This is a genomic window from Pseudoalteromonas shioyasakiensis, assembly GCF_024518675.1.
GTDB lineage: Bacteria > Pseudomonadota > Gammaproteobacteria > Enterobacterales > Alteromonadaceae > Pseudoalteromonas > Pseudoalteromonas shioyasakiensis_B.
Map to the genome: position 1 here is coordinate 102904 of NZ_JANIGL010000008.1, position 24668 is coordinate 127571.

A 24668-nucleotide genomic window follows, 5' to 3' on the forward strand; every position below is an offset into this window, starting at 1 on the left:
AAAACAAAAAAGGAGCACAATGCTCCTTTTATTGTGGATTATTTATAAAAGTCTGCTACCTGTTTAAACTCTTTGATTAATTGTTTTGCATTAATTAAGGGAACACTGCCTTGTTTAAACTCAGGTTTAAATATTGCCCTCACAGCCCCACGTGAATCAACCATAGCAACAGACGCACTGTGATCAACAGCGTACTCTTGTTCATCACTGTCACTAATGGCATAAATTAATCCAAGCTCACGCACCAATGGAAATAAGTCTTTATGCTCACCTGACACTGCTAAAAAATCTGGGTTAAAATAATCAATATAGGCTTTACGTTTATCGGCTGTATCACGTTTAGGATCCACTGATAAAAACCAAATTTGTAATGGGTATTGCTCATTTAACGCTTTATGTACGGCGTTTAATTTTGCTAGCGTTAATGGGCAAATATCAGGGCAGCTGGTATAGCCTAAAAACACCAAATTCCATTGTTCAAGAAATGTAGCTTTAGTCACTTTTTTATTATCTTGATCCTCTAACGTAAAATCACTCAGAGGCTTAGCTTGCTCATACACTAACGCTTCTACATCAGGTTTCGTCGCATCACTGCATGATGCCAATAGCATCACGCTTATTAGCATAAAAAAACGCTTGCTAAGTGCCACAGTTAAAAACTTCATATAACCAGCCATTTATCTATAAATAAGGCGACGAAGAGTATCATCAAATGAATAATTGAAAAACGAAATAAATCCATGGCAGTATCATCTTTCGGCGCTACTTTTAGCTTAATCGCTTTGTAAATAAACATTGTATTTAATAGTGTAGCAGCGAGTAAATAAATTAGCCCTGACATACCAATTAAATAAGGTAATACACACACCAAAGCAAGTAACACAGAGTATGCAATGACACATGTTTTGCAAAAGTCGATACCATGTGTCACTGGTAACATCGGAATTTTAGCTCGCTCATAATCACTTTTTCGGGCAATAGCTAATGCCCAAAAATGCGGTGGTGTCCAAGTAAATATGATCATTACTAATAGCCAAGGTGCAGCGGCCATTTGCCCGGTTTCAGATACCCAGCCCAGTAAGGGTGGCATCGCTCCAGCAAGCCCGCCAATGACAATATTTTGCGGTGTAGCACGCTTTAAAAATGAAGTATAAATAAATGCATAACCCACTAAAGCAAATAAAGTGAGAATTGCTGTAAGCGTGTTAGCCCAAATGACCAACATAGTAAAACCACTTACGCCAATAACACTGGCAAAACTTAATGCATGAAATTTAGATAAACGCCCTTTTGCTACCGGTCTGTGCCTTGTACGAGCCATTTTACTGTCAATTTCACTATCAACCACATGATTGATTACCGCCGCGGCTGCCGACAACAAGCCAATACCTAAGAGGCTTATAAACTGCACTCCAATACCACGGCCAACATCAGGGGCTAATGCTAATCCGACCCAAGCGGTTAACACCAACATAGCGACTACTTTAAATTTACTAATAGCTAAATAATCTTTAAATAGCTCAGTTAGTTGGCGAGGTGCATCTTTAGTTATTGTTAATAAATGTGCCATAACAGCCTCCTAGGTACGGGCTTTTAGATAAAAACATAAACGAACAAGGGTAATTAACAGTATGGCTGCCATTAAATTATGTGCCAGTGCAATACCCAGAGGAAAGTGCCAATGTACAACTGCCAAACCAAGCGCGATTTGACAAAATAAAGCGACCAGTACGGATGCGCAGCAATGTTTAATTTTAGCCGAAACTGCCCGACTATAAATACGCCACATAATCAGCGCCAACACAACGCAGGTCACAAGCGCCCACATCCGATGCAGTAAGTGAATTGACATTCTAGCTTGTTGCGATAACACGCCATATTCATAGGTACTGTGTTCCAAGGGTAACTGGAATACACTGCTGAAAGAAAATGGCTGACCATAACTGCAAAGCGGTAAACCATTGCAATGTGGCGCAGCATAATTAGCGGCAAGCCAACCCCCTAATGCGATTTGTAATATCAAAACCACTAGAGCAACTAAACTTAGTTTAAACTGATCCCTCGCAGGTGCATCACCACCCGGAATGGGTTTTGCTGTTAAGCGCAAATAAAGTAGCGCCACCAGTGATAAAATACTAAAACCGCCGAGCAAGTGCCCCATAACAATTAACGGTTGTAAGTTCATCGTCACCGTCCACATTCCCAAAGCAGCCTGAAACACCACCAGCACTAATAACAATAACGGCAATTTTATAGGCATCGTTGGCTGTTTGCGCTTCACAAATGCCACTATGAACAGCGCTAAAATTAGTAATCCTAAGGTGCCAGCAAAGTAGCGATGAATCATTTCCTTCCACGCTTTTGCCGTTTCAAACATCATGTCAGGGTAAGTTTGCTCCACCAAAGCCAGATCAGCCTCATGCTTTGGTACAGTTAGAAAACCATAACAGCCAGGCCAATCTGGGCAACCTAACCCGGCATCACTTAAACGGGTATACGCGCCCAACCCCACTACTAAAATTGATAAAAAGAAGGTTGCTATCACTAAATATTTATAATTTTTATACATAATCAGCCCCTAAGATCACGTTAACTTGAGCGAGAGTAGTTCAGTAGCTTTTTTAAATCTTTTAATAACCCTTTTTGTACCAGTCGGTTTTGTTGCGGCTCTTGCTGATAGGGATACTGCAAAACCACTAACCCCATATGATCAATTAAATATAAACTAGCTGGCTCTAGCTCATCTGAGCCAGCTATTTGCCGCCATGTTGACGTTGGTTTTTGCGCCGAGCCTAAAATAACCATATCGACTTTGCCTTGGTTTTTACCAAGGGCTACATACAAGTTATCAAGTGCTTGTAACTGTTGTGCACACGCATCCTGACATTGTTGCGGATGATTTAAAGCGATGGTCCACTGTTTGTGCTCTGAGTTTTGCCAGTTCTTTAATTTTATTTCTGTTGTTAAAAACTCACCATTATTGGTCGAGGCTGAAGGTATCCAATCTAGCTTTAACGCAAGATAAGCCAAAATTAAAGGCACTAAACAACAGCCAATAAAAACAATCATAGGTTTATTTTTCATCTTGATTCCTTCTTTTGTTGGCAAACATTGCAACCACCACACAAGACAGGCCTATTAATACCCACTGTACGGCATAGCCATAATGCTTTTGCGGACTCATTACCACCGCTTGATAATGCGGTACCCCGAGCTCATCTCCAGTACCTTGGCGGTAACCGATAAAATCAACTATAGGCTGTCGGCTTTGCTGGCTGAATAACTCTAAGTCGATAGTTTGTACCCGCTTAGGCCAGGTGTTATTTTGTTTAGAATCTGCCGGATTATCTAATGTAAAGCCACTAAGCTGGCCTTGTTTTAGCTGCACCTTAAATTCAATAGGTTCTAAAGGTAAGGTAATTAGTGGTAGCTGATTACGAGAGGCAGGGGCTTTAACCCAGCCCAAATTAACAAGCACGGCTTGATTGCTAGCTAAAGGCTGCACCAGTACCAATACGTCATAGCCCACTTGCCCTTGATAAACTTGGTTATCGAGCAGCCAATACACATCATTATTAACAATGCCAGTTATCGTTGCTTGTATGCCTGTTTTATTCCAATCACGAGGAAGTGCTAATACTTGTGACCACGGCATTACGCCCTGTGATTGCACCTGAGCGATATGCAAAAGTTGCTGTGCCTTAGCCTCTCCCCGCTGCAGCTGCCAATAGCCTAAGCGTAAACACACCAACAACACAATTAGCACCACGCAAATGATGAAAATTGAGCTAAGCTTTTGTTTACGCCATAAAATTAGCTGCATAAAGGTGAATCCAGTGATTATTAAAATTATTATCGTACTGTTGTTATTGTTTATACTTTTTAACTTATTCAGAGCCTTATTTATTATGGTATCGGGGCGCGATAATAGGCGGCCAATGTCACATTATTTAGGCCGCCGCGTGTTATTTTCAGTGGTTGTACTCATTGTTGTTATTGCCGCACTAAAACTCGGTTACATCTACCCAAATGCCAACCCTACAACACATATACAAACACAAATAAACACAGCCAAACCACATCAACAAAGTGCCAATACCAAGCCGCAGCTTGAAAAGCAAAATGTTTATCTGGACTAAAGTGACCTTTTAAGATTCTAAAGAATACAACTAATAAAATAATTGTACCCAAAGTCACATGCATACCGTGAAACCCAGTCAGCAAGAAAAACGTATTACCGTATACACCGGCGTCTAAGGTAAGACCTAAGTCATTGTAGGCATGAATGTACTCTTCAACTTGCAGCCCTAAAAAAACAATGCCAAGTAAAATGGTTAACCCTAAAAAGGCTTTAAGTGGGCCGCGCTTATTATTCTCCATCGCGACATGGGCAAAGTGTAGAGTCACTGATGAAATCAGCAGAATCACGGTATTTATTAATGGTAAACCTTGCCAGCCCATTGCTTGTGTTGTGCCACCACCTGGAGTTGTAACTAATGGCCACATAGCTTCGAATGTTGGCCATAACACTTCGTTGGTCATGGCGTTATTGCCAGCGCCTCCTAGCCAAGGTACTGAGATCATTCGCGCGTAAAATAAAGCACCAAAGAAGGCCATAAAAAACATCACTTCAGAGAAAATAAACCAGCTCATACCTTGGCGAAAGGAGCGATCCATTTGCGCTGAATACAAACCTTGGTGCGACTCATCTATTACATTTTTAAACCAACTAAATAACATATAGAGCAAAATAGCGATGCCACCATAAAGTATATATTGGCCAGAGCCGCCTTCTGAGTTTACTTGCATCACAGTCAGTGCTGCGCCTACAGCGATTAAAAATAACGCCACAGCGCCTACAATAGGCCACGGGCTTTGCGCGGGTACATAGTATTTATCGTAATTTTGATTCATTTCACTTGCTCCTAATTACTAGCCACTAACTGGCTACTAATATCAAACACCGTATATGACAAAGTAAGCTCTTCCACATCATCAGGCAGCTCGGTATCAACATAAAAAAGTAATTTAAACTCCACTTCTTCACCGGCTTTCAATGGCTGTTGATCAAAACAAAAGCAGGCCATTTTATGTAAGTACTTTGCCGCTTTGCCTGGCGACACCGAAGGCACTGCTTGCATAACTTTGTCTTCATTACTGAGGTTTTTTGCCTTAAACAATACTTCACGCATCGCACCTGGCTTTACGAGCACACTATATTCATCAGATAAAACTTCAAATGGCGCACCACTTTGCGCGTGAGTGGTAAAACTCACATCAACTTCTCGTGATTCAACAACTTGTGTGCTTTGCTTTGCTTGCTCAAGAGAAGGCTTGCCATTTAGCCCAGTGATATCGCAAAAAACATCGTATAAAGGCACCAAAGCAAACGCGAAGGCAAACATGCCAAGGCATATTAAAACTAAGCGCTTGAGCAAAGGTGCATGGTTCATTACTTGATCTCCGGTGGTGTGTCAAAGGTATGGTATGGCGCAGGAGAATCAACTTCCCACTCTAGCCCTTGCGCCCCATCCCACACCTTAGCCGGTACTTTTTCGCCACCTCTAGCACATTTAAATACCACCACAACAAACAGCAATTGTGACAAGCCAAAAGCAAACCCACCAATACTGATAATGGCGTTAAAGTCAGCAAATTGCAGCGCGTAATCAGGGATCCGTCGTGGCATACCCGCAAGGCCAACAAAGTGCATCGGGAAAAACAACACATTCACACTGACCAAAGACAGCCAAAAATGCCATTTAGCCAAGGTGATATTAAACATATTGCCAGTCCATTTAGGCAGCCAATAATAAGCTCCAGCCATTATCGAAAAGACCGCACCAGTAACAAGAACATAATGAAAGTGCGCCACCACAAAATAAGTATCATGATACTGAAAATCAGCCGGTGTAATTGCTAGCATCAGACCGGAGAAGCCACCTAAAGTGAACAACACAATAAACGCAATACTAAATAACATGGGCACTTCAAAGCTTATTGAACCTCGCCACATGGTAGCTACCCAGTTAAATACTTTTACCCCTGTAGGTACTGATATCAACATGGTCGAATACATAAAAAACAGCTCAGCAGCCACTGGCATACCCGTAGTAAACATATGATGTGCCCACACGATAAAACTCAGTAATGCTATCGATGATGTGGCATAAACCATCGAGGCATAGCCAAATAATTTCTTGCGTGAAAAGGTAGGTACTATGGTCGAAATGATACCAAATGCCGGTAAGATCATTATGTACACTTCAGGATGACCAAAGAACCAGAATATATGCTGAAACATCACCGGATCACCACCACCGGCAGCATCAAAAAAGCTAGTGGCAAAGTATTTATCTGTTAGTACCATGGTCACAGCACCAGCTAAAACAGGCATAACCGCAATCAGTAAAAACGCAGTAATAAGCCACGTCCATACAAACAACGGTAGCTTCATCCAAGACATGCCAGGCGCGCGCATATTCACTATGGTAACAATCACATTGATAGCCCCCATAATGGAGCTAATGCCCATAATATGGACGGCAAAAACAAATAAAGCTGTGTTGTCGTTACTATAGGTTGTTGATAGAGGGGCGTAGAAAGTCCAACCAAAAGCAGGGCCGCCACCGGGCATAAATAACGACGCTAATAGAATCAAAAACGCAAATGGTAAAATCCAAAAGCTCCAGTTATTCATTCGCGGTAATGCCATGTCTGGCGCACCAATCATCAGCGGTATCATCCAGTTTGCGAGCCCTGTAAAAGCAGGCATAACAGCACCAAACACCATTATCAAACCATGTACAGTGGTCATCTGATTAAAAAAGTGTGGGTCAACTAATTGTAATCCAGGCTGAAATAATTCAGCACGGATCACCATTGCCATGGCACCACCTATCAAAAACATGGTCAGTGAAAATATTAAATATAAGCTACCGATATCTTTATGATTCGTCGTAAATAGCCAACGCTTAAACCCTGTTGCGCCGTGATGATGTCCAGCATCGTGATGCGCAGCGCCGTTATTATTTTCGTCTGTTGTGCTACTCATTACTTAGCCTCCGCAGTTGCATCAATCAAAGCCTGAACTTGGCTTGGTTGCACTACATCACCGGTGTCATTACCCCATGCATTTCGTTTATAGGTAATAACTGCCGCAAGTTGCTTTATTGATAGTTGTTTCACAAATGCTTGCATTGCTGTCCCCGGACGTCCATGCACAACCACATCAATGTGATCGTTAACATCTCCTAACACAACAGGATTATCTTTAAGTGCAGGAAAAACGCCTGGCAGCCCCATACCGGTAGGTTGATGACATGCTGCACAACTAGCCATATAGACTTGTTCACCTAAGGTCATTAACTCCTCTTTAGGTAACGTTTGATCCATCAGCGCGGCATCAGCGGCAGCCGCTTTTACTTTAGCTTGCTTAGCATCAGCAAGCCAATTAGCAAACGCTTGCTCTGACTTTGCTTCGACCACCACAGGCATAAAACCGTGATCTTTGCCACATAACTCAGCACATTGACCGCGGTAAATTCCTTCTTCGTTAATTTTGGTCCATGTTTCATTAATAAATCCCGGGTTAGCATCTTTTTTAACGGCAAAGTCAGGTACCCACCATGAGTGGATAACGTCATCTGAGGTCATTAGAAAACGAATTTTTTTATTGATTGGCAACACTAAAGGTTTATCAACCTCAAGTAGGTAGGTATCCGTTTTGTCGGCTTGATTTGTAATTTGGTCACTCGGTGTTGATAGAATCGAGTAAAAACCGACGTCTTCTCCCATGTATTCATAGTGCCACTTCCACTGCGAACCGGTAATTTTGATAGTTAAATCTGCTTTACTGGCATCCTCCATCGCAATTAAAGTTTTTGTTGCAGGCACTGCCATTGCAATTAGAATGACAAACGGAATCGCAGTCCACAGTATTTCTACTTTGGTACTTTCGTGAAACTGGGCAGGTATTGCCCCTTTTGATTTGCGATGATGTATTAATGCCCAAAACATAACGGCAAATACAATCACCCCAATCACACAACATATAATAAATATTGTCATGTGCAGTTGATAAACATTATTGCTTATATCGGTTACACCCTCGCGCATATTAAACTGGCTATTTGCCAATAATTGCTGCGGTAGCATAAGTAATATAAGCCACAAGGTAGAGCTCAGTTTACCCATGTGACGGCTCCTTTTGATGCTATTGCTAAACGCAAAGCGAAAAGGCGGCACTGCTTTTATTCGCGCCAATTCGTTATTTTTATTGTAACTGGTTAAGTTAATCTCTTTGCATGCAACAATATCGTGTAGCAAGAGCGCAAAAGATCAGTTATTAACTCAGTGTATTAACCAATTAGTTAAAAAATGAACAATTAGCAAGTTTTAGTGCAAATAAAATTCTATTTTGGTGCAAAAATAACAATACAAAATCAGCGCGTTATTTTAAATTTGTAAAGGTAAGGGAATGGCTAAAAGTAGAGGATATCTAGCTTATATAAGGACTAAGTGGCCCCGAGTAAGTGCTTAAACGAGCGGTTAAATCAATAAAGAAGTGAAAGCACCAAATATCACCAATTTGGTGCAACATAGGTTTGCTGCAAAGTAGCTTTACATCCAATCTGCGTTGCGGATCACACCAACGGCAAGCCCTTCAATATTAAAAGACTCATGCTCTAAATCGACCTCAATGGCTGAGAACTCTTCGTTTTCGGCATGCAATAAAACCTTACGTCCAGCTTTTTCAAGGCGCTTCACGGTTACATCATCATCAACACGAGCAACAACAACTTGGCCATTTTCAGCCACTTGCGTTTTATGCACAGCTAATAAATCACCATCCATTATGCCAATATCTTTCATACTCATACCTTGTACGCGCAATAAAAAATCGGCAGCTGGTTTAAACATTAAAGGGTCAATCTGGCAATGGCTTTCAACATGCTGTTGCGCAAGTATTGGTTCACCAGCAGCAACACGTCCTATCAAGGGTAAACCAAGCTGCTCTGGCTCTTCTTCTTCAACCAGCTGAATACCACGGCTAGCGCCTGGCTTCATTTTTATAACCCCTTTCTTTGCCAGTGCTTTTAAATGCTCTTCTGCAGCGTTAGCACTTTTAAAGCCTAGGGTTTGTGCAATTTCTGCACGTGTAGGCGGCATACCAGTGTCTTTGATAAACACTTTGATTAGTTCGAGTATTTGAGCTTGACGATTCGTTAATGGGCGCATACAACTGGTTTTCCATACAGTACATTTAACTGTGAGTATATACAGTTATTTGAGAATCGCAAATATTAAATTTATTAGCCCAAACTCTAGTGAGTTACCATCGAGCGCTCAATAATAAGCTAGCACTATTTAACCCCCCATTTGAGTCAAGCGCTGAACCCAAGCCAAACTTTAGCGCTACATACTCATTAAACCAAAATTGTGTTTGCAGTTCATAATTATCATCTCGATTGCCCCGACTATGTACGTTAGCAATTAAGCCGAAAGACCAGTCTTGATTTATATAATAAGCAGCTCGGCCTTGGATGTAGCGATAGCGCCCTGCTAATTGTTTTGCCTCTATATCCCAGCCTTGATTATTATTGATATTAGTCCAGCGAATATAAGGCGCATAACTCCATTCAACCGAAGTGAACTCCTCGCTTGGATAAAAATGACGAGCTTCTTCCACCCGACTATAAAAAGCAGTTAAGCCAATTTGCAATTGCTCATTTACTTGATTACCTATTGATGCACTAAGCAAAGAACTATCTGATTGCCTGATGCCGCTATCATCTTCCACGTGCTGGATGCCCGCGTTTAAAATAACGCCATGTTGCCAATAATAAGTCGCATCACTGGTAAGATAATACAGGTTATCGTTAGCAAACCCGCCGATAGCGACATTACTCACTCGATGCAAATGACTTTTCAACTCTTGAGGACCCGATAAGACATTTAAGTCATCACTAAAATAACGGTATCTTGCACCTAAAAATGCTTTATCCAAACCGCTTAAATCCGTAAACCCGAGATCAACCTGATGGTTAATATCTGCATAGCTCACAAACGATAAGCAGCTAGTTAATAGCAATATTCCTTTTTTCATTATGTGTTCCTAAAATGTAACATTCGGTACATTTTAGCTATTTTGATGATCTTAACTGTAGGAAAGTGTACAAAAGTGTAGACTGAACACACTACTCAAACTTAAATGGAGGCCTGATGAGCATTTGGTATCAAGCAATCACTCTTGAACAATGTAAACAACTTGATGAAGGCATTAATGACAAAGGCACATTAATGAAAACCATGGGCATTGAGATTAGCGAAATTGGTGAGGATTATTTAGTCGCAACTATGCCGGCAATACCAGCGCATCACAACCCAATAGGAATGGTTCATGGTGGCGCTAATGTCGTTTTAGCTGAAACAGTAGCAAGCTATGCTGCTAACTTTGTTGTTGATTTTACCAAGTATTACTGTGTTGGACAGGAGATCAACGCCAATCACTTAAAAGCGTCCAGAAACGGGGTTTTAACAGCCATCGCCAAGCCAATACATTTGGGCAGGCGTACTTCAGTTTGGGATATCCAAATAACGAATAGCCGAGGTGAACTATGCTGCGTATCAAGAATGACCGCAGCAGTGGTTGAGCGAAAGGTTAGCTCTCAATAGGGTAGATAGTTATTTCAACACCCGCACCAATTGCCGATATTCTAAGTAGCGTATCTGCTTGCAGTGCTTGGTTAAAACATTTTGGTGATGTGCCTGACTCAAAGCCAATATCAAAAGTTCGGCGTGAACATGACAGCCATTGTTTGAGTGCATTACGTGAGCACGATTCAATTAATTCACACAAATGATTAATCGCTTTATCAGGTGTAGTAGTGGCCTCTGCTCTGGCTTCTATGCGCGCTAGCTGGCGATATTCGTCTTGGTCATAATGTAAAACTGTGGCAATTTTTTTTAAGTCAGCCACTAGTGCACTTATATCTTGTTTAGACTCAAGCTCTAGATCCACGTTTAAAAATTGAATTTCCGACATTTGTAGTTTTACCCTTACCCCATGTTAAATACATCGCAAACTTTAACCTAAATTTGTATTTATACCAAATCATCTGTTGCCTGCGACAATTTGCCACATTGGCAAACTCCCCCTACTCTATAAAATATCGCACTGAAAAATAACAATAAATGAGCAAGTAATGAACAAACGCATTTTCAAGCATGCACGAAAACTTCATAAATGGCTTGGTTACATACTGGCCTTGCAAATTTTTGCATGGTTACTAGGCGGATTGGTTATGAGTGCTATTCCGCTTGATAAAGTACATGGAAAACATTTAGCACTACGCTCCCTTGATAACCCATTTACACAAGCAGACTACCCCGCATCGCTCGATAATATTGTTGCTCAAGTGGCACAGCCAAAACACATAAACTATACACACTTTTTAACGACCCCCATTATTAGTGTAATAGGTGAAAATGAAGAACACTATTTTAATGGCTTAACAGGTCGCCCTTTCTATGCGCCAACGAAAACACAAATAGTAGCCAATGCTCAGGCCCATTTATTAGTGGATGCGCAAGTAAGGCAAGTAATAAAGCTAAACAAAGGGCCAAGAGAAGTCGGTTATAAAGAAAACATCTGGCAAGTTAGTTTTGACGATACTGTTAATACAACGCTATATCTATCAGCTGATAGCGGCAACGTTATTACCGTTCGCAGTACTATCTGGCGCATTTTCGACTTTTTCTGGATGTTGCATATCATGGACTACGATGAACGCGATGACTTTAACAACCCCTTATTAATCAGCTTTGCAGCATGTAGTGTATTGTTTTGCTTCACTGGTATCATTTTACTGCTACAAACTATACGTCTACGTCACCTTAAACTCTAATACAACGGCTTGCGAGGCCGACGGAGTGCCTCGCAAGTTATTACATGTAATGCAACTTCGCCCATTCAACCGATTTACCGAATAGACTAATCACTCTAAACTAGCGTCTCCTGTAGTTCACATAAGTGATTGGATATGCCGTACTTTATATTCGCGATACTCATCAGCCTTGTCAGTTTTAATCTAAATGCAGAGCAATTCACCCGCTTCTCAACCGCAAAACGACATTTAATAAAAACACTTCCAGCTGACGCTAAGAGTATTTACTGCGGCTGCGATATTAAACGCCAAGGTAAAAAGCTCATACCTGATGCTTCGTCTTGTGGTTATAAACCGCGAAATGTTACTACTCGATCGGGCAAGCCAAACTCGCGCGCTGTGCGTATTGAGTGGGAGCACATCGTCCCGGCGTGGGAGTTTGGTCATCAACTACAGTGCTGGCAAAAGGGTGGCCGTAAAAACTGCGTTAAAACCAGTGAGCAATTTAGAAAAATGGAAGCTGATATTAATAACTTAGCACCAGCCATCGGTGAAATAAATGCAGACCGTTCTAATTATCGCTTTGGTATGATTGCAGGTAGCGCAAGTCAATATGGTCAATGCCAAGTAAAAGTTGACTTTAAACAGCGGGTTGTTGAACCACCCAGTTACTCGCGAAAACGCATTGCTGATGCCTATTTTTATATGCAAAAAACCTACGGCTTAAAAATTTCAGCTAAACAGCAAAAGCTATTTAAAGCGTGGCAAAGCCAAGTATTCACAGCACAAAAAACGAGCAGCAACTTCTAAGCTATTTACACAGTCATTTACATTTTTCAGCGAGTTGATTATTGCGAGAGATCAATTTTGCTGATACTTTTTAAACATATATTTACAGGAAAGTAACTAATATGTTTAAAAGTAATGCACTCTCATTAGCCGTTTTAGTCGCCCTTAGTGGCCTTAGTTTAGCTGGTTGTGGCGGCGGTAGCTCCACTGAGAACACTTCGCCAACCACATCGCCACCAACAAGCAATGGCCCAACATGGACAGCGGGGGTTTTTGCGCCATCAAGCGAGTTTTATAATCAATGTGCTGTACCTCGTACAGGCAATGACCCTTTTAACGATAACCAACCTTATCCTGATGAGGCGGGTACAGAGTTCACTGAAAAAATGTGGCTACGCTCATGGAGTGATGAAACCTACCTTTGGTATGACGAAATTGAAGATAACAACCCTGATAATTTTGAGTCGGTGGCAGCCTATTTTGCCCAATTAAAAACTGAACAAACCACTGATTCAGGCGCTAAAAAAGATAATTTTCATTTTAGCGAACCGACTGAAGACTTTTATAAAGAGTCGCAATCTGGGGTTGTGTCTGGCTATGGTATTAACTGGTCATTTATCAGTAATACCCCACCGAGAATATTAAGAGTTGCTTATCTTGAAGATAACTCACCTGCACAAAACGCCGGTTTTCAACGGGGTGATACCGTACTGTCTGTAGATAATGTCAGTATCGATACCAATACCGAGGCAGGCGTTAACACACTTAACGAAGTGTTGTTTGGGCCCACAGCAGGGAATTCCCATAACTTTAAAATCCGCAGTAACGACGGCACCGAAAAATCGATAAATGTAACCGCAGGCAATATCAGCAAAACCCCAGTGCAGAATGTTAATACCTTAACCACCGCAAACGGTACTAAAGTGGGTTACATGCAGTTTAATAGCCACATAAGTGTGGCGCAACAAGGGTTAATTGATGCTGTTAATAAATTCAAAGCTGATAATATTGACGATCTCGTCATTGATTTTAGATATAACGGCGGCGGCTTGCTAGCGATGTCTGCGCAGTTAGCTTATATGGTTGCTGGCGATGCGAACATACAAAATCGTTATTTTTATCAAACAATTCAAAACGACAAGCAACCTGAGGAAGCCCCTTTCCCGTTTATAGATCAAGAAATTGATTACTCAACATTTCGCACCACTGGTAACTCATTACCGGACTTAAACTTATCTAAAGTCTATGTACTTAGTACCTCGGGCACGTGTTCTGCCTCTGAAGCCTTCGTAAATGGCTTAAAAGGGATTGATGCCGAGGTTATTTTAATTGGCGATACAACCTGTGGAAAACCGTATGGTTTTACTCCAACCCATAATTGCGCAACCACTTATTACACCATTCAATTTAGCGGCGCGAATTTTAAAGGTTTTGGCGAATACGCTAATGGCTTTATGCCCACCCCTAGCCCACAATTTGATGCCGATGTAAAAGGGTGTATTGTCGCAGATGACTTTGACCACCAACTAGGAGATAGCAATGAAGCCTTGTTATCCAATGCACTTTATCATGTTGATAACAATAGTTGTTTGAACGTTTCTAGCAATGCCAAAGTACAGCCTCAGCTATTTAGTCAAACAAGCAATAAAGGGATTGCTTTAACGCCACCTAAGTCACTTTACAACACCAATATGGACTTAACACGACCTACAAAAGGAAACGCCAATGAATAAGCTTTTATTATCAGGAAGCTTTTTGGCCATGCTACTGAGCGGTTGCAACAGCACTCAAGCTGAAGCACCGCAAGATGCGAAATTAACTCGAGTTAATCCTGGGGTGATCACCCAATTGCAACAAGCTATTCAAACAGCTAAAGGTGGAGCGCTGGTCACACTTGCCGATGATGTATTTACTAAAAGTGCAGAGTTATTAATCGATCACGCAACCAGTAAAGGACCTGACGGGATACCGATTATGAGCGCTCATAGTATTCCTTCAGAAAAATTTGTATTACAAAAATCGGCTGATAAGTGTATGCTTTTTTATCCTAAAAAAGAGTTACTCGTACCACTGCCCAACGTTGAATGCGAAGTACTTTAAAAACCCATAAAGCGGGTGATGTACACCTGCTTTTGTTTACTTAACACGACAAGTATCAAGCATTCACCCACGGCGACCATCAACACGACGGCAAACCAAGATAGGTAAACAATGAATTAAGAATATTAAAAATGCCATAATCCACAGCCCTGCACCTAGCTGCCACACTATGTGTGGCCCAATAACAACTGGCAATAATGAACGCACAATGGCAGCCACCAAAAGCCAGCACCATATAATGAGGAGTTGTTAAAGTCCGCCCCGTGTTACCAAGAGCAACCCTAGTCATCATCGCTAAAGCAATTGTACCTATGGTGAGCATATGCAGTGCATCTTTAAACAAAACAATTGTAAAGATAACACCGCATATATATTAAAGTTTTCAATGCCTGTGGTAGTTATAAAAAACGCACCACGGGCTGCGAGCCAAAACAATGTAAGTAATATCAACTTGCTACCGCTAATACTCGCCACCCCGCCCAAGTTTGAGCAGCGGTTAATAAGAACCCCACAGCACCGGCAAAACCAAATATCATTTCATGAGCATGCCAAAGTGTTGCTGGCATACTTAGGCTCCAATTTGCATGACCCGTTAAAATTAGCAACCAATAACCAATAGAAAACAGCTCTGAACCTAAAAAATAGGATCGAAATTCTAACATCCATATGAGCCAGTGACTCACTTAATAAAACCGCACCTTCTCAGGCATTGTTTCAGTTAAGTTTATAGGCCGCATTGACGCCTTCTTTACCCAAGCCATTGAGTGAAACACAGCGTAAACACTGCTAATTTTTAGCACGGTAGCAGCAATAATAGTTGAAATATGCACCACTATTACATCAGCAAACATTGCATCCCCCAAATTCTTGCAATACCACATCAGCCTAATTTATGCTCTTTGAAATAGGCTTTGAGCAACTGACTAAATGCTTGAACTTTTGCGGTACGGTGCACTAAGTGATGGGTAACCAACCATAAATCGGTGGGCCAACTTAGTTCACTGGCTAATACCGGCACAAGATCATCATATTGTGCAGCCACATCATGTTGTAAACCACCAATGCCTAAACCTTTAACGATCGCTCGTGTTGCTTCTGAGGTTTCAGATACTCGCAACTTGACCTGTGAAGCAGGAATGTTTTCATCAACCCAGACAAAGTAAGGCACTTTGCCATTGTAACCTGCAACCCCCGAGACAAAGTTATGTAATTCAAGCTGCTTTAATGATTTCGGCAGTCCGTACTTAGCAATATAACGTTTAGAAGCATAAAACCCCGATGACAAATGCGCTAAGTGCTGAGCAATATAATCACCTTCATCTGGACGCGGGCCAGCACGTACTGCAATATGCGCTTGTCCATGGTCCAGCCGCAAACGTTTTTGGTCAAGTATCACTTCTAATTGCACTTGCGGATGCAAGCTTTGAAACTGCTCACATACATCACTTAATACATCAATAAAGCCGCTAACGGTCGTGAGCAATAAACTCCCCCTCAATGTGCTATCGGCAGCAATGATGTCATTATGTAATCGCTCAAGTTCGCTATTAATCGCTTGTGCAGTACTGAATAATTTAGCGCCAATTTCTGTCACTTTGTAGCCACGAGCATGACGATGAAATAAACGTGCATTTAAGCTTTGTTCTAAATTATTAATCCGCCTAAGCACGGTACTGTGATGTACGTTAAGCTTTTGTGCTGCGGCAGTTAACGTACCTAACCGCGCAACTTCATAAGCAACTTTTACGTCTTGCCAGTCATCAAATTGAATCGCCATATTTGCCTCACCAACAATATGTGCATTTATGCACATAAGTTTTGCGTTTATTTGGCTTTTCTGCAAGCGAATTTTTGCTAAAGTGATAACAACGCAACGACAAATGCATACAAGGAATACTCATGACCGCACCAAAAATCATTGCCCTCGCTGGCAGCTTACGCAAAGATAGCTTTAACCAAAAATTGATCAATGAAGCCGCACGTTTTGCATTAGAAAGCGGCGCAGAAGTAGAGGTAATCAAACTTGCTGATTTAGATTTACCATTGTTCGATGAAGATATTGAAGCGCAAGGTACACCACAAGGCGCCCAGCTTTTAAAAGACAAACTTCGCGCTGCTGATGGTATTTTATTAGCCAGCCCAGAATACAATGGCTCAATCACTGCGGTACTTAAAAATGCCATAGACTGGGCTTCACGCACCGAGCAAGGCGCGGTTCCTGCATTTCGTAATAAGGTAACCGCATTATACGCCTCATCACCAGGTGGATTAGGCGGCCTACGTGGCTTAAACCATGTACGTGATATTTTATCGGGTATCGGTAGTTTAGTACTGGCTGATCAACTTGCAGTACCCGCTATTCATACGTTACTCGATGACTCTGGCCGCATTAGCGACCCTGTTACCGCTGACAAAGTAGCAGGCTTGGCGCAACAACTTGTAAGCGTTGCCAGTAAACTAAATAAGTGAACCCTTTAAGAAAGCTTTGTCGCGGCTAGTTTAGCGGCGATAAAGTCTTCATGGGTGACATACAACAAATTAGCCACACGGCGAATGACGTACTCTTCTTGCGGGTCAAGCTCACCATCGGCATAAGCCAAGCGCCAAAGTAGTTCAATTATGTCAATACGTTGCTCTGCGCTACACTGATTGTTTATTTGTTTAGAAAATTGAAAGTAATCAATCGCATCATCTAAGCTTTTGCCCGCACTTTGCATCAGTTCGTCAACTTCTTCGTCCGTTAACTGAAAATATTTTTTAAGTGTGAAGGTTAACGTTTTAAATTCATCATCTTGCTGCTCAGTATCAGCACGCATTACCTCAATCAATAATGCTGCGACCGCCGTTTTCAGATCATGCTCTTGCATCTGATTTGGCTGCTCATTAAAAGTCGAAAATAGCTGTTTTATTTGTTTGAACATCACATTTTCCCTTTTTGGGTGTTAGACTTATGTAATAACTGAGGCACCACTGTAGTGAAATCAATGGTGCAATACAATAATGGAGTGCAAGGTTTATGACAGGAAAAATAGCGCGTCGCTTGAAAACAAGCAGCATTTTAACGTTATTTGCAAGCTGCACTATCGCGCAAGCAGCACAAAGCGAAACCGAAAAACTCTACGATTTTGACGAAAAAGTGCACTATTATCAAACTCAAATAGACGATAATAATTACCACCTTGAGATTCAATCTGACGATTACAAACACTTTAAAAATCAAAGTGTGTTTTTACTGCGCCACGCACAACGTTTATGTAGAGGGAAAGACTTTATGTTAAAAGTAACTGATGGCGTACAGGAATATGACCGCTTCCCGACCAAACCTCGTAAATATCAGCCACCTTTAACGGTATTATTACAATGCGAGACTGTACCTGCAAAAAACTAAGCGTGGTCTTTCTTTAATCTTTGTAACCCCAAGGCGCAGCAGGTGGTGTAATTGGTTTTGTTAAATCAAAGTCGACACGGAACTCGCGGCCTTGGCGAATTAAACGATAAGTAAACTTTTCAGGGTAAATATACATTTGCCATGTATTACCAATAGATTGTGGAATACCTTGGTTAACAAACAATTCTTTTGAGTATTGATCAGCAGGAAAAGACTGGACGCTCTCAAAACCTGCATCAACCGTATGTCCACCATACATAGTAGATACATCATCAGTGCCGTCTTTATGGCGATGATCGTGCTTTAAGCTCAAGCCACTGCCTGTTTTTGTAATGATCCACGTACGTGACGCATCTTCGCCAACATGAAAGGGAACCTGTAGCTCACGCTCGTTACAGCGGCGAACATGCATAACTAATTTTTTACCCGCAAACGAGCTCGGTCCTGCAGCATTATCAACTGTTACTGTGCCTTCATACGCTTTACCGCAGTGAGCAGCAATATTGTCAAAAAAACCATCATGGCTTGGAATAGACACCAAAGGTGCTGGGCGTGCAAATGCAGCAGTGGATGCCAATAATAAAGTCGCAGCAGTTAATAATTTCATAGCATGTTCCTAAAAATATAAAGACCTAGCTTAGCGTGATTGGACATACAAAGAAAATATTCTCGTTAAGTGGACATCGCTAAACTTTATAGGGCCTTCTCAGCTCTTTTTTTAAGTAATGTGAGCAAAGAGTAATGAAAGTCCTGAAAAATCACTTCCCCCCAAAACCGCGAATAAATGCCAAAGTTTGTATTGTCTTGAACAGTGGTTTTTAAGGTTAAGCGTGTGTGACCATCAGACGTGAGTGCTAGGTAGTAGCCACCATAAAGAGGAGAAAAATACTCACCACCTAGCTTTACATGTTTATCAAGCGCCTTGTCGGGGATTAAATCAGGGTCGATATCAAACTGATAAAGCATATGCTGATTAGGCTGCCAATCTGTAATCACTTCTTTAAATACAACCCCTTTTTGCCATTTGCTCGTCCTTATAGCGCCGACCCCATTTGCATCCATGTCCGCTTGCAAGGGTCGGGGAATACCAATGAACTGAGAAAATGACAGTGGAAACTCCCCTTCTTCTATGTAACTTACATCAGCCAATTGGCGCCAAACAACCTCAATCGGGGCGTGTATTACTATATCGTTTTTCACTTCATAGGTTTGCGAAAGCGCTAAAAAATTAACTTCAAGCGGCGATAATACCAAGGGTAAAAAGGCTACAGACATTAATACTTTTTTATCTTTTTGTACCCACGTACGGTGGACAAAACCAGCTAACATCCCGCCAATACTTGCAAACAGCATAAAAACGGGCAATGCCATAGCCACACAAATACTACCTTCGAGCAACGTCGCTACACTCACCAGTAAAAACACAAAAATAGGCTGCCAAGCCTTAACAGCCATTTGTTTGTAAGACATTGATTGGTTGGCTTTGCACTCATAAAAAATACGAATATAACCAATGGCCACAGGAACTAAAAACATAAAAGAAATAGTAACAAGGCTACTAAAGTTCATCGTATTACCAAACTCTATGAATACCCGCATTGCAATGCCATAAAGTGCACCTAAGATAATACCTATGTTTTTTGGGGAAAGGGTTTGCATAAATGTTTCTTTCAATTTTTATTAATGGCGAGCATGCCTCGAAGTTAGCAACTATTTTTACCCGCAGCAATAAAAAACGCGGCCAAGGCCGCGTTTCATTGTTTAATAACTTTTAAATCACTACTGCCATGGACGCTCAGCGTTAAGCTTTGCTTCAAACGCATCAATTTGTGGATTCAGAGTCTCGGTTACACCGATAAAATCTAAGCCACTTAATAAACGCTCTTTTACGTCTTTGCGAATATCAAAGCTAATTGGCGCAAACTTGTTACTGGTAAGCACCTGATTTTCAAGGTCGATGTCGATATGAATATCGTCGTGCTGTTCACTCAGTACAAACAAATCTTCCAATGTTTGTGCAGGTAATGCAATCGCTAGCATTTGGTTATTACCGCAGTTATTAAAGAAAATATCAGCAAAGCTTTCTGCCAAAATCACTTCAAAACCGTATTGTTTAAGTGCCCACGGTGCGTGCTCACGTGATGAGCCACAGCCAAAATTATCACGGGTTAATAATATTTGCGCGCCTTGGTAACAAGGGCGGTTTAAAATAAACTCCGGGTTTGGCTCGCCGTTATCTAAATAACGCCAATCGTAAAACAATGCTGCATCAAAGCCGTCACGGCTGGTTGAAGTTAAAAACTGCTTAGGAATAATTTGGTCTGTATCAACGTTGTTTTTATCAAGTGGGGCTATTAAGCCGCTAAAATAAGTGCTCATTAGGCTTCTCCTCTAATATCAACAAAGCGACCATGTATTGCTGCCGCAGCAGCCATTGCAGGGCTCACTAAGTGTGTGCGACCACCACGACCTTGGCGACCTTCAAAATTACGGTTTGAGGTAGATGCACAACGCTTGCCTGCACCTAAACGGTCATCATTCATGGCTAAGCACATTGAACAACCTGGTTCGCGCCATTCAAAGCCTGCGGCTTTAAAAATATCAGCTAAGCCTTCGTCTTCGGCTTGTTTTTTCACCAAGCCTGAGCCTGGTACAATTAACGCTTCAACACCGGCCGCTACTTGCTTGCCTTGTACAATATGAGCAGCAGCACGTAAATCTTCAATACGGCTGTTAGTACATGAGCCAATAAATACGGTATCAACACTTGCTGATGACAGTTTTTCTCCCGCTTTTAAGTCCATGTATTTAAGTGCGCTACGAATTGCATCGGCTTTAATTAAATCAGGCTCTTTGTCTGGATCGGGTATAAATTCATCCACACCAATTACTTGTTCAGGACTCGTACCCCACGTAATTTGCGGCTGAATGCTACTCGCTTCAAGCTCAACAACTAAATCAAACTGCGCGCCTTCGTCAGTTTTTAACGTTTCCCAATAAGCAACGGCGGCATCAAAGTCAGCGCCTTTAGGTGCAAACGGGCGCCCTTTTAAATAATCATAAGTAGTTTGATCAGAGGCTATTAAACCGGCTTTCGCGCCCATTTCAATACTCATGTTACACAGCGTCATACGCGCTTCCATTGACAGTGCTTCAATGCCTTTACCACAAAACTCAGCTACGTAACCTGTACCACCGGCTGTGCCTAGCTTGCCAATCACCGCCATTATTAAATCTTTAGCTGTCACTGTTGGGCGTAAAACACCATTAATTTGAATTTTTAATGACTTGGCTTTTTTCTGCTGTAGCGTTTGCGTCGCTAATACGTGTTCAACTTCAGAGGTGCCAATACCGTGAGCAAGTGCACCAAATGCACCGTGCGTTGAGGTATGACTATCGCCACATACTATGGTAGTGCCCGGTAAGGTAATACCTTGCTCAGGCCCCATTACATGCACAATGCCTTGATTAATTGAGTTTAAATCGTAAAGCGTAATGCCAAATTCTTTACAGTTTGTATCAAGCGCCATTAATTGATTTTTTGACACTTCACTGGCGGCATCAAGTGATCGGCTTTTAGTCGATACATTATGATCCATGGTCGCGATGGTTTTCTCTGGGCAACGTACTTTACGATTTTTTTCACGAAGGCCTGCAAACGCTTGCGGCGAGGTTACTTCGTGTACTAAGTGCCGGTCAATATAAAGTAAGTCGGTTTGCTCATTAATACTGGCAACTACATGTGCTTGCCAGATTTTGTCGTATAAAGTTTGGGCCACTTGCTAATTCCCTAATGCTGTTTTGAGCCGAAGCATAACGGTGCTTCGGCTATAAAAATATTTAGATGCGTGAAACGATTGCTGCTGCAACATCACTAGTAGTGTATCCGCCATTTGGATAAATATCTGGCGTGCCTACGCCCGCTTCAACGGCTTCGGCGACTGCTTTTTCGATACTACGCGCCGCTTCGTCTTGGCCTAGCGAATAACGCAACATCAGTGCCGCACTTAAGATTTGTGCGATTGGGTTAGCAATGCCTTTGCCTGCGATATCTGGAGCAGAGCCACCAGCAGGTTCATACATACCAAAACCCGATTGATTCAAACTGGCTGAAGGTAATAACCCCATAGAGCCGGTGATCATCGCGCACTCATCTGACAAAATATCGCCAAACAAGTTATCGCAAAGCAATACGTCAAACTGACTTGGTTGCTTAACCAATTGCATTGCTGCGTTATCAACATAGATATAATCTAGGCTGACTTCTGGGTAGTCTTTGCTTACTTCTGTAACCACTTCACGCCATAATACACTTGATGCGAGTACGTTCGCTTTATCTACTGAGGTTACATGGTTGTTGCGCAACTTTGCCGCTTCAAAGGCAAAACGCGCAATGCGTTCTATTTCTTTACGCGAGTAGGTTTGTGTATCAAATGCGGCCTCATCAGCACCTTCACCAGTACGCCCTTTATCACCAAAATAAATACCACCGGTTAATTCACGTACACATAAAATATCAAAGCCACGCTCACTAATATCTGCACGTAGTGGTGATGCCGCACTTAATGCTGGTAATAGTTGAGCTGGGCGCAAATTACAAAATAAGCCAAAGTGCTTACGTAGCGGTAATAAAGACGCACGTTCTGGTTGTTCATTTGCCGGTAAATGCTCCCATTTGGGGCCACCGACTGAGCCAAATAAAATCGCATCGGCTTTCTCACAGGCTGCAAGCGTTGTATCTGGTAATGCTTTACCAAATTCATCAATCGCGGCGCCGCCAATAGCATGTGAGTGACGAGTCATGGTAAAGCCAAATTTGCTGCTTACCGCATCCAGCACACTTTCTGCTGCTGCCATTACTTCTGGGCCGATACCGTCGCCTGCTAATACCGCAACGCTATAATTTGTTTGACTCATCCTGCTTTCCTTTGTTGTTTTAAATCAGACACTTTTTGTGCACGATAAATTAAGTTATAAACACGGATCATGGCGCGTACTGACGCTTCAACCACATCCGCTGCAATGCCCGCACCGTGATAAGGACGACCATCGTATTTAGCTATAATATTGACTTGCCCCAGTGAACTTGCGCCTTCACCGGTGGCTTCTAAATTAAACTCTATCATTTCAACAGCCATACCCGTTAAGCGCTCAATCGCTAAAAATGACGCTTCAACTGGGCCATTACCGGTTGCGGCTTCTTGTTTCGATTCGCCACCGATAGTCATGCCAATAGTTGAACTTGCCACCGACTGTGAATTAGACGTTGAGTTAACAAACACTAATTGATACTTTTCGTCTTTATCGTTGATTTGATTAAAATAAATCATCGCTTCAAGATCATAGTCGTAAACCGTGCCCTTCTGATCAGCTAAGGCTAAGAAGCTTGCATACAAGCTATCCATATCGTAATCAGACTTTTGGTAGCCAAGCTCTTCTAAACGATGCTCAATAACATGACGACCCGAACGTGAGGTCATATTTAATTGGTTATTTGGCACACCGACGCTTTCTGGCGACATAATCTCATAGGTATTTTGCGCTTTTAATACACCGTCTTGGTGAATACCTGAACTGTGAGCAAATGCGTTTTCGCCAACAATGGCTTTATTTGGTTGCACTGGCATATTGCAAATTTTTGCCACTTGACGAGAGGCACGGTAAATTTCTTCACTACGAATATCAGTGTGTACTTTTAAGTGGTCTTGGCGCATTTTCATGATCATCGCCACTTCTTCAAGCGAGCAGTTACCCGCACGTTCGCCAATACCATTGATAGTACACTCAATTTGGCGTGCGCCAGCTTGAACAGCGGCAACTGAGTTTGCAACTGCCAACCCTAAGTCGTTATGGCAATGCACACTCAAACGGGCTTTATCTATATTTGGCACATTATTCATTAAATGATGGATCATTGCCGCGTATTCGTCTGGTGTTACAAAACCAACCGTGTCGGGTAAGTTAATCGTAGACGCACCCGCATTGATGGCCTGCTCAACAATTTTGCATAAATCCCAATGCGGTGTACGACCGGCATCTTCACACGAAAACTCAACGTCATCAGTATAGTTACGAGCAAGCTTGATTGATTTAACTGCCATCGCGGTAGCGTCATCTAAGCTCATACGTAACTTGTGCTCTAAGTGCAGCGGGCTAGTAGCAATAAACGTATGAATACGACTTTGTTGTGCGCTGCGAAGTGCCTCGCCGCAAGCTTCAATGTCTTTAGCAACAGAGCGTGCTAAGCCACAAATAATTGGGCCCTGTACTTCTGTAGCAATACGTTGCACTGAACGAAAATCAGCAGGGCTCGAAACCGGAAAGCCAACTTCCATCACATCCACATTTAGACGACTAATAGTATGCGCCAGTTGGATTTTATCATCTTCAGTTAGGCTTGCTTTAAGCGCCTGCTCACCGTCACGTAATGTGGTGTCGAAAATCCATACCTTGTCTTTATCTTGCATAATCTACCCTTAATTCTCAGCTGCCCTAGTTGCGAG

30 protein-coding genes and 1 pseudogene are annotated in these 24668 nt (G+C 42.0%); 8 read left to right on the top strand and 23 right to left on the bottom strand.

The genetic code is table 11. The features are described from left to right. Positions 1-38: 38 nt before the first annotated feature. From NQT69_RS17860 to NQT69_RS17880, 5 genes are read right to left on the bottom strand one after another with little or no spacing between them, the layout of a single operon-like run. A complete protein-coding gene (locus NQT69_RS17860; RefSeq protein ID WP_256829017.1) occupies positions 39-665 on the bottom strand; it encodes an SCO family protein in 627 nt (208 codons plus the stop codon). Further along, positions 662-1570: a heme o synthase gene (gene cyoE / locus NQT69_RS17865; RefSeq protein WP_256829018.1), complete on the bottom strand. Its 909-nt coding sequence runs from the start codon at positions 1568-1570 to the stop codon at positions 662-664. The genes NQT69_RS17860 and cyoE overlap by 4 nt, the downstream gene beginning before the upstream one ends. A gap of 9 nt (positions 1571-1579) precedes the next feature. Next, a complete protein-coding gene (locus tag NQT69_RS17870; protein ID WP_256829019.1) occupies positions 1580-2569 on the bottom strand; it encodes a COX15/CtaA family protein in 990 nt (329 codons plus the stop codon). Positions 2570-2589: 20 nt separating this feature from the next. Then, positions 2590-3084 (bottom strand): transmembrane cytochrome oxidase associated protein, encoded by a 495-nt coding sequence (locus tag NQT69_RS17875; protein WP_256829020.1) that lies wholly within the window; start codon positions 3082-3084, stop codon positions 2590-2592. After that, a complete protein-coding gene (locus tag NQT69_RS17880; protein ID WP_256829021.1) occupies positions 3074-3823 on the bottom strand; it encodes an SURF1 family protein in 750 nt (249 codons plus the stop codon). The genes NQT69_RS17875 and NQT69_RS17880 overlap by 11 nt, the downstream gene beginning before the upstream one ends. Between NQT69_RS17880 and NQT69_RS19550 the strand changes: the two genes are divergently transcribed. Beyond that, positions 3777-4139, top strand: a complete 363-nt coding sequence (locus tag NQT69_RS19550) for a DUF2909 family protein (protein ID WP_306174099.1) — start codon at positions 3777-3779, stop codon at positions 4137-4139. The two genes, NQT69_RS17880 and NQT69_RS19550, sit on opposite strands and share 47 nt — an antisense overlap. Here the strand turns inward: NQT69_RS19550 and NQT69_RS17890 are convergent. The 6 genes from NQT69_RS17890 to NQT69_RS17915 all read right to left on the bottom strand — a co-directional run bounded on the left by NQT69_RS17890 (position 4039) and on the right by NQT69_RS17915 (position 10108). Beyond that, positions 4039-4914 (bottom strand): cytochrome c oxidase subunit 3, encoded by an 876-nt coding sequence (locus NQT69_RS17890; RefSeq protein ID WP_256829022.1) that lies wholly within the window; start codon positions 4912-4914, stop codon positions 4039-4041. The genes NQT69_RS19550 and NQT69_RS17890 overlap by 101 nt on opposite strands. An 11-nt stretch (positions 4915-4925) precedes the next feature. After that, the gene (locus NQT69_RS17895) at positions 4926-5453 is read right to left on the bottom strand and encodes a cytochrome c oxidase assembly protein (RefSeq protein ID WP_256829023.1); all 528 of its coding nucleotides are present in this window, start codon (positions 5451-5453) and stop codon (positions 4926-4928) included. Next, positions 5453-7054, bottom strand: a complete 1602-nt coding sequence (gene ctaD, locus NQT69_RS17900; RefSeq protein ID WP_256829024.1) for a cytochrome c oxidase subunit I — start codon at positions 7052-7054, stop codon at positions 5453-5455. The genes NQT69_RS17895 and ctaD overlap by 1 nt, the downstream gene beginning before the upstream one ends. Beyond that, positions 7054-8196 carry a cytochrome c oxidase subunit II gene (coxB, locus tag NQT69_RS17905; protein ID WP_256829025.1) on the bottom strand — a complete coding sequence of 381 codons (1143 nt, stop codon included), beginning with the start codon at positions 8194-8196 and terminating at the stop codon, positions 7054-7056. Before coxB ends, ctaD begins: the two co-directional genes overlap by 1 nt. A 426-nt stretch (positions 8197-8622) precedes the next feature. Next, positions 8623-9240 (bottom strand): transcriptional repressor LexA, encoded by a 618-nt coding sequence (lexA, locus tag NQT69_RS17910; protein ID WP_256829026.1) that lies wholly within the window; start codon positions 9238-9240, stop codon positions 8623-8625. Positions 9241-9334: 94 nt separating this feature from the next. Further along, complete coding sequence (locus tag NQT69_RS17915) at positions 9335-10108, bottom strand: hypothetical protein (protein ID WP_256829027.1); 774 nt, start codon at positions 10106-10108, stop codon at positions 9335-9337. A gap of 116 nt (positions 10109-10224) precedes the next feature. On the opposite strand from NQT69_RS17915, the gene NQT69_RS17920 reads away from it, so the two are divergent. Continuing rightward, positions 10225-10677 carry a PaaI family thioesterase gene (locus NQT69_RS17920; protein WP_256829028.1) on the top strand — a complete coding sequence of 151 codons (453 nt, stop codon included), beginning with the start codon at positions 10225-10227 and terminating at the stop codon, positions 10675-10677. On the opposite strand, the gene NQT69_RS17925 is transcribed toward NQT69_RS17920, so the two are convergent. After that, positions 10664-11047 carry a hypothetical protein gene (locus NQT69_RS17925; RefSeq protein ID WP_256829029.1) on the bottom strand — a complete coding sequence of 128 codons (384 nt, stop codon included), beginning with the start codon at positions 11045-11047 and terminating at the stop codon, positions 10664-10666. The genes NQT69_RS17920 and NQT69_RS17925 overlap by 14 nt on opposite strands. Before the next feature lie 160 nt (positions 11048-11207). Between NQT69_RS17925 and NQT69_RS17930 the strand changes: the two genes are divergently transcribed. From NQT69_RS17930 to NQT69_RS17945, 4 genes are all read left to right on the top strand, one after another. After that, entirely contained in the window at positions 11208-11909 is a 702-nt protein-coding gene (locus tag NQT69_RS17930) for a hypothetical protein (RefSeq protein ID WP_256829030.1), read from the top strand. Between the two features lie 135 nt (positions 11910-12044). Beyond that, positions 12045-12698 (top strand): endonuclease, encoded by a 654-nt coding sequence (locus NQT69_RS17935; protein WP_256829031.1) that lies wholly within the window; start codon positions 12045-12047, stop codon positions 12696-12698. Positions 12699-12799: 101 nt separating this feature from the next. After that, positions 12800-14410, top strand: a complete 1611-nt coding sequence (locus NQT69_RS17940; protein WP_256829032.1) for a S41 family peptidase — start codon at positions 12800-12802, stop codon at positions 14408-14410. Further along, positions 14403-14777 carry a hypothetical protein gene (locus NQT69_RS17945; RefSeq protein WP_256829033.1) on the top strand — a complete coding sequence of 125 codons (375 nt, stop codon included), beginning with the start codon at positions 14403-14405 and terminating at the stop codon, positions 14775-14777. The genes NQT69_RS17940 and NQT69_RS17945 overlap by 8 nt, the downstream gene beginning before the upstream one ends. A gap of 63 nt (positions 14778-14840) precedes the next feature. On the opposite strand, the gene NQT69_RS19590 is transcribed toward NQT69_RS17945, so the two are convergent. The 4 genes and pseudogenes from NQT69_RS19590 to NQT69_RS17960 all read right to left on the bottom strand — a co-directional run bounded on the left by NQT69_RS19590 (position 14841) and on the right by NQT69_RS17960 (position 16554). After that, entirely contained in the window at positions 14841-14996 is a 156-nt protein-coding gene (locus NQT69_RS19590; RefSeq protein WP_256829060.1) for a hypothetical protein, read from the bottom strand. A 34-nt stretch (positions 14997-15030) separates the two neighbouring features. Continuing rightward, a pseudogene (locus NQT69_RS19595) lies at positions 15031-15099 on the bottom strand (hypothetical protein); the annotation flags it as partial. Between the two features lie 124 nt (positions 15100-15223). Further along, entirely contained in the window at positions 15224-15439 is a 216-nt protein-coding gene (locus tag NQT69_RS17955; protein ID WP_256829034.1) for an NnrS family protein, read from the bottom strand. 218 nt (positions 15440-15657) lie between these two features. Next, the gene (locus NQT69_RS17960) at positions 15658-16554 is read right to left on the bottom strand and encodes a LysR family transcriptional regulator (protein ID WP_256829035.1); all 897 of its coding nucleotides are present in this window, start codon (positions 16552-16554) and stop codon (positions 15658-15660) included. Positions 16555-16676: 122 nt separating this feature from the next. Between NQT69_RS17960 and NQT69_RS17965 the strand changes: the two genes are divergently transcribed. After that, complete coding sequence (locus NQT69_RS17965; RefSeq protein ID WP_256829036.1) at positions 16677-17246, top strand: NADPH-dependent FMN reductase; 570 nt, start codon at positions 16677-16679, stop codon at positions 17244-17246. Positions 17247-17251: 5 nt separating this feature from the next. Here NQT69_RS17965 and NQT69_RS17970 read toward each other — a convergent pair whose 3' ends face one another. Next, positions 17252-17698, bottom strand: a complete 447-nt coding sequence (locus tag NQT69_RS17970) for a tellurite resistance TerB family protein (RefSeq protein WP_256829037.1) — start codon at positions 17696-17698, stop codon at positions 17252-17254. A 95-nt stretch (positions 17699-17793) separates the two neighbouring features. On the opposite strand from NQT69_RS17970, the gene NQT69_RS17975 reads away from it, so the two are divergent. Further along, positions 17794-18165 (top strand): hypothetical protein, encoded by a 372-nt coding sequence (locus tag NQT69_RS17975; RefSeq protein ID WP_256829038.1) that lies wholly within the window; start codon positions 17794-17796, stop codon positions 18163-18165. 13 nt (positions 18166-18178) lie between these two features. Here the strand turns inward: NQT69_RS17975 and NQT69_RS17980 are convergent, their stop codons facing one another. The 6 genes from NQT69_RS17980 to leuA all read right to left on the bottom strand — a co-directional run bounded on the left by NQT69_RS17980 (position 18179) and on the right by leuA (position 24632). Next, the gene (locus tag NQT69_RS17980; RefSeq protein WP_256829039.1) at positions 18179-18772 is read right to left on the bottom strand and encodes a hypothetical protein; all 594 of its coding nucleotides are present in this window, start codon (positions 18770-18772) and stop codon (positions 18179-18181) included. 86 nt (positions 18773-18858) lie between these two features. After that, positions 18859-19824, bottom strand: a complete 966-nt coding sequence (locus NQT69_RS17985) for an SRPBCC family protein (protein ID WP_256829040.1) — start codon at positions 19822-19824, stop codon at positions 18859-18861. Positions 19825-19944: 120 nt separating this feature from the next. Further along, on the bottom strand, positions 19945-20544 hold the full coding sequence (gene leuD, locus NQT69_RS17990) for a 3-isopropylmalate dehydratase small subunit (protein ID WP_256829041.1): 600 nt from the start codon (positions 20542-20544) through the stop codon (positions 19945-19947). Further along, complete coding sequence (leuC, locus tag NQT69_RS17995; protein WP_256829042.1) at positions 20544-21944, bottom strand: 3-isopropylmalate dehydratase large subunit; 1401 nt, start codon at positions 21942-21944, stop codon at positions 20544-20546. Before leuC ends, leuD begins: the two co-directional genes overlap by 1 nt. Positions 21945-22005: 61 nt before the next feature. Further along, the gene (leuB, locus tag NQT69_RS18000) at positions 22006-23082 is read right to left on the bottom strand and encodes a 3-isopropylmalate dehydrogenase (RefSeq protein WP_256829043.1); all 1077 of its coding nucleotides are present in this window, start codon (positions 23080-23082) and stop codon (positions 22006-22008) included. Continuing rightward, entirely contained in the window at positions 23079-24632 is a 1554-nt protein-coding gene (leuA, locus tag NQT69_RS18005) for a 2-isopropylmalate synthase (RefSeq protein ID WP_256829044.1), read from the bottom strand. Before leuA ends, leuB begins: the two co-directional genes overlap by 4 nt. Positions 24633-24668 lie beyond the last annotated feature (36 nt).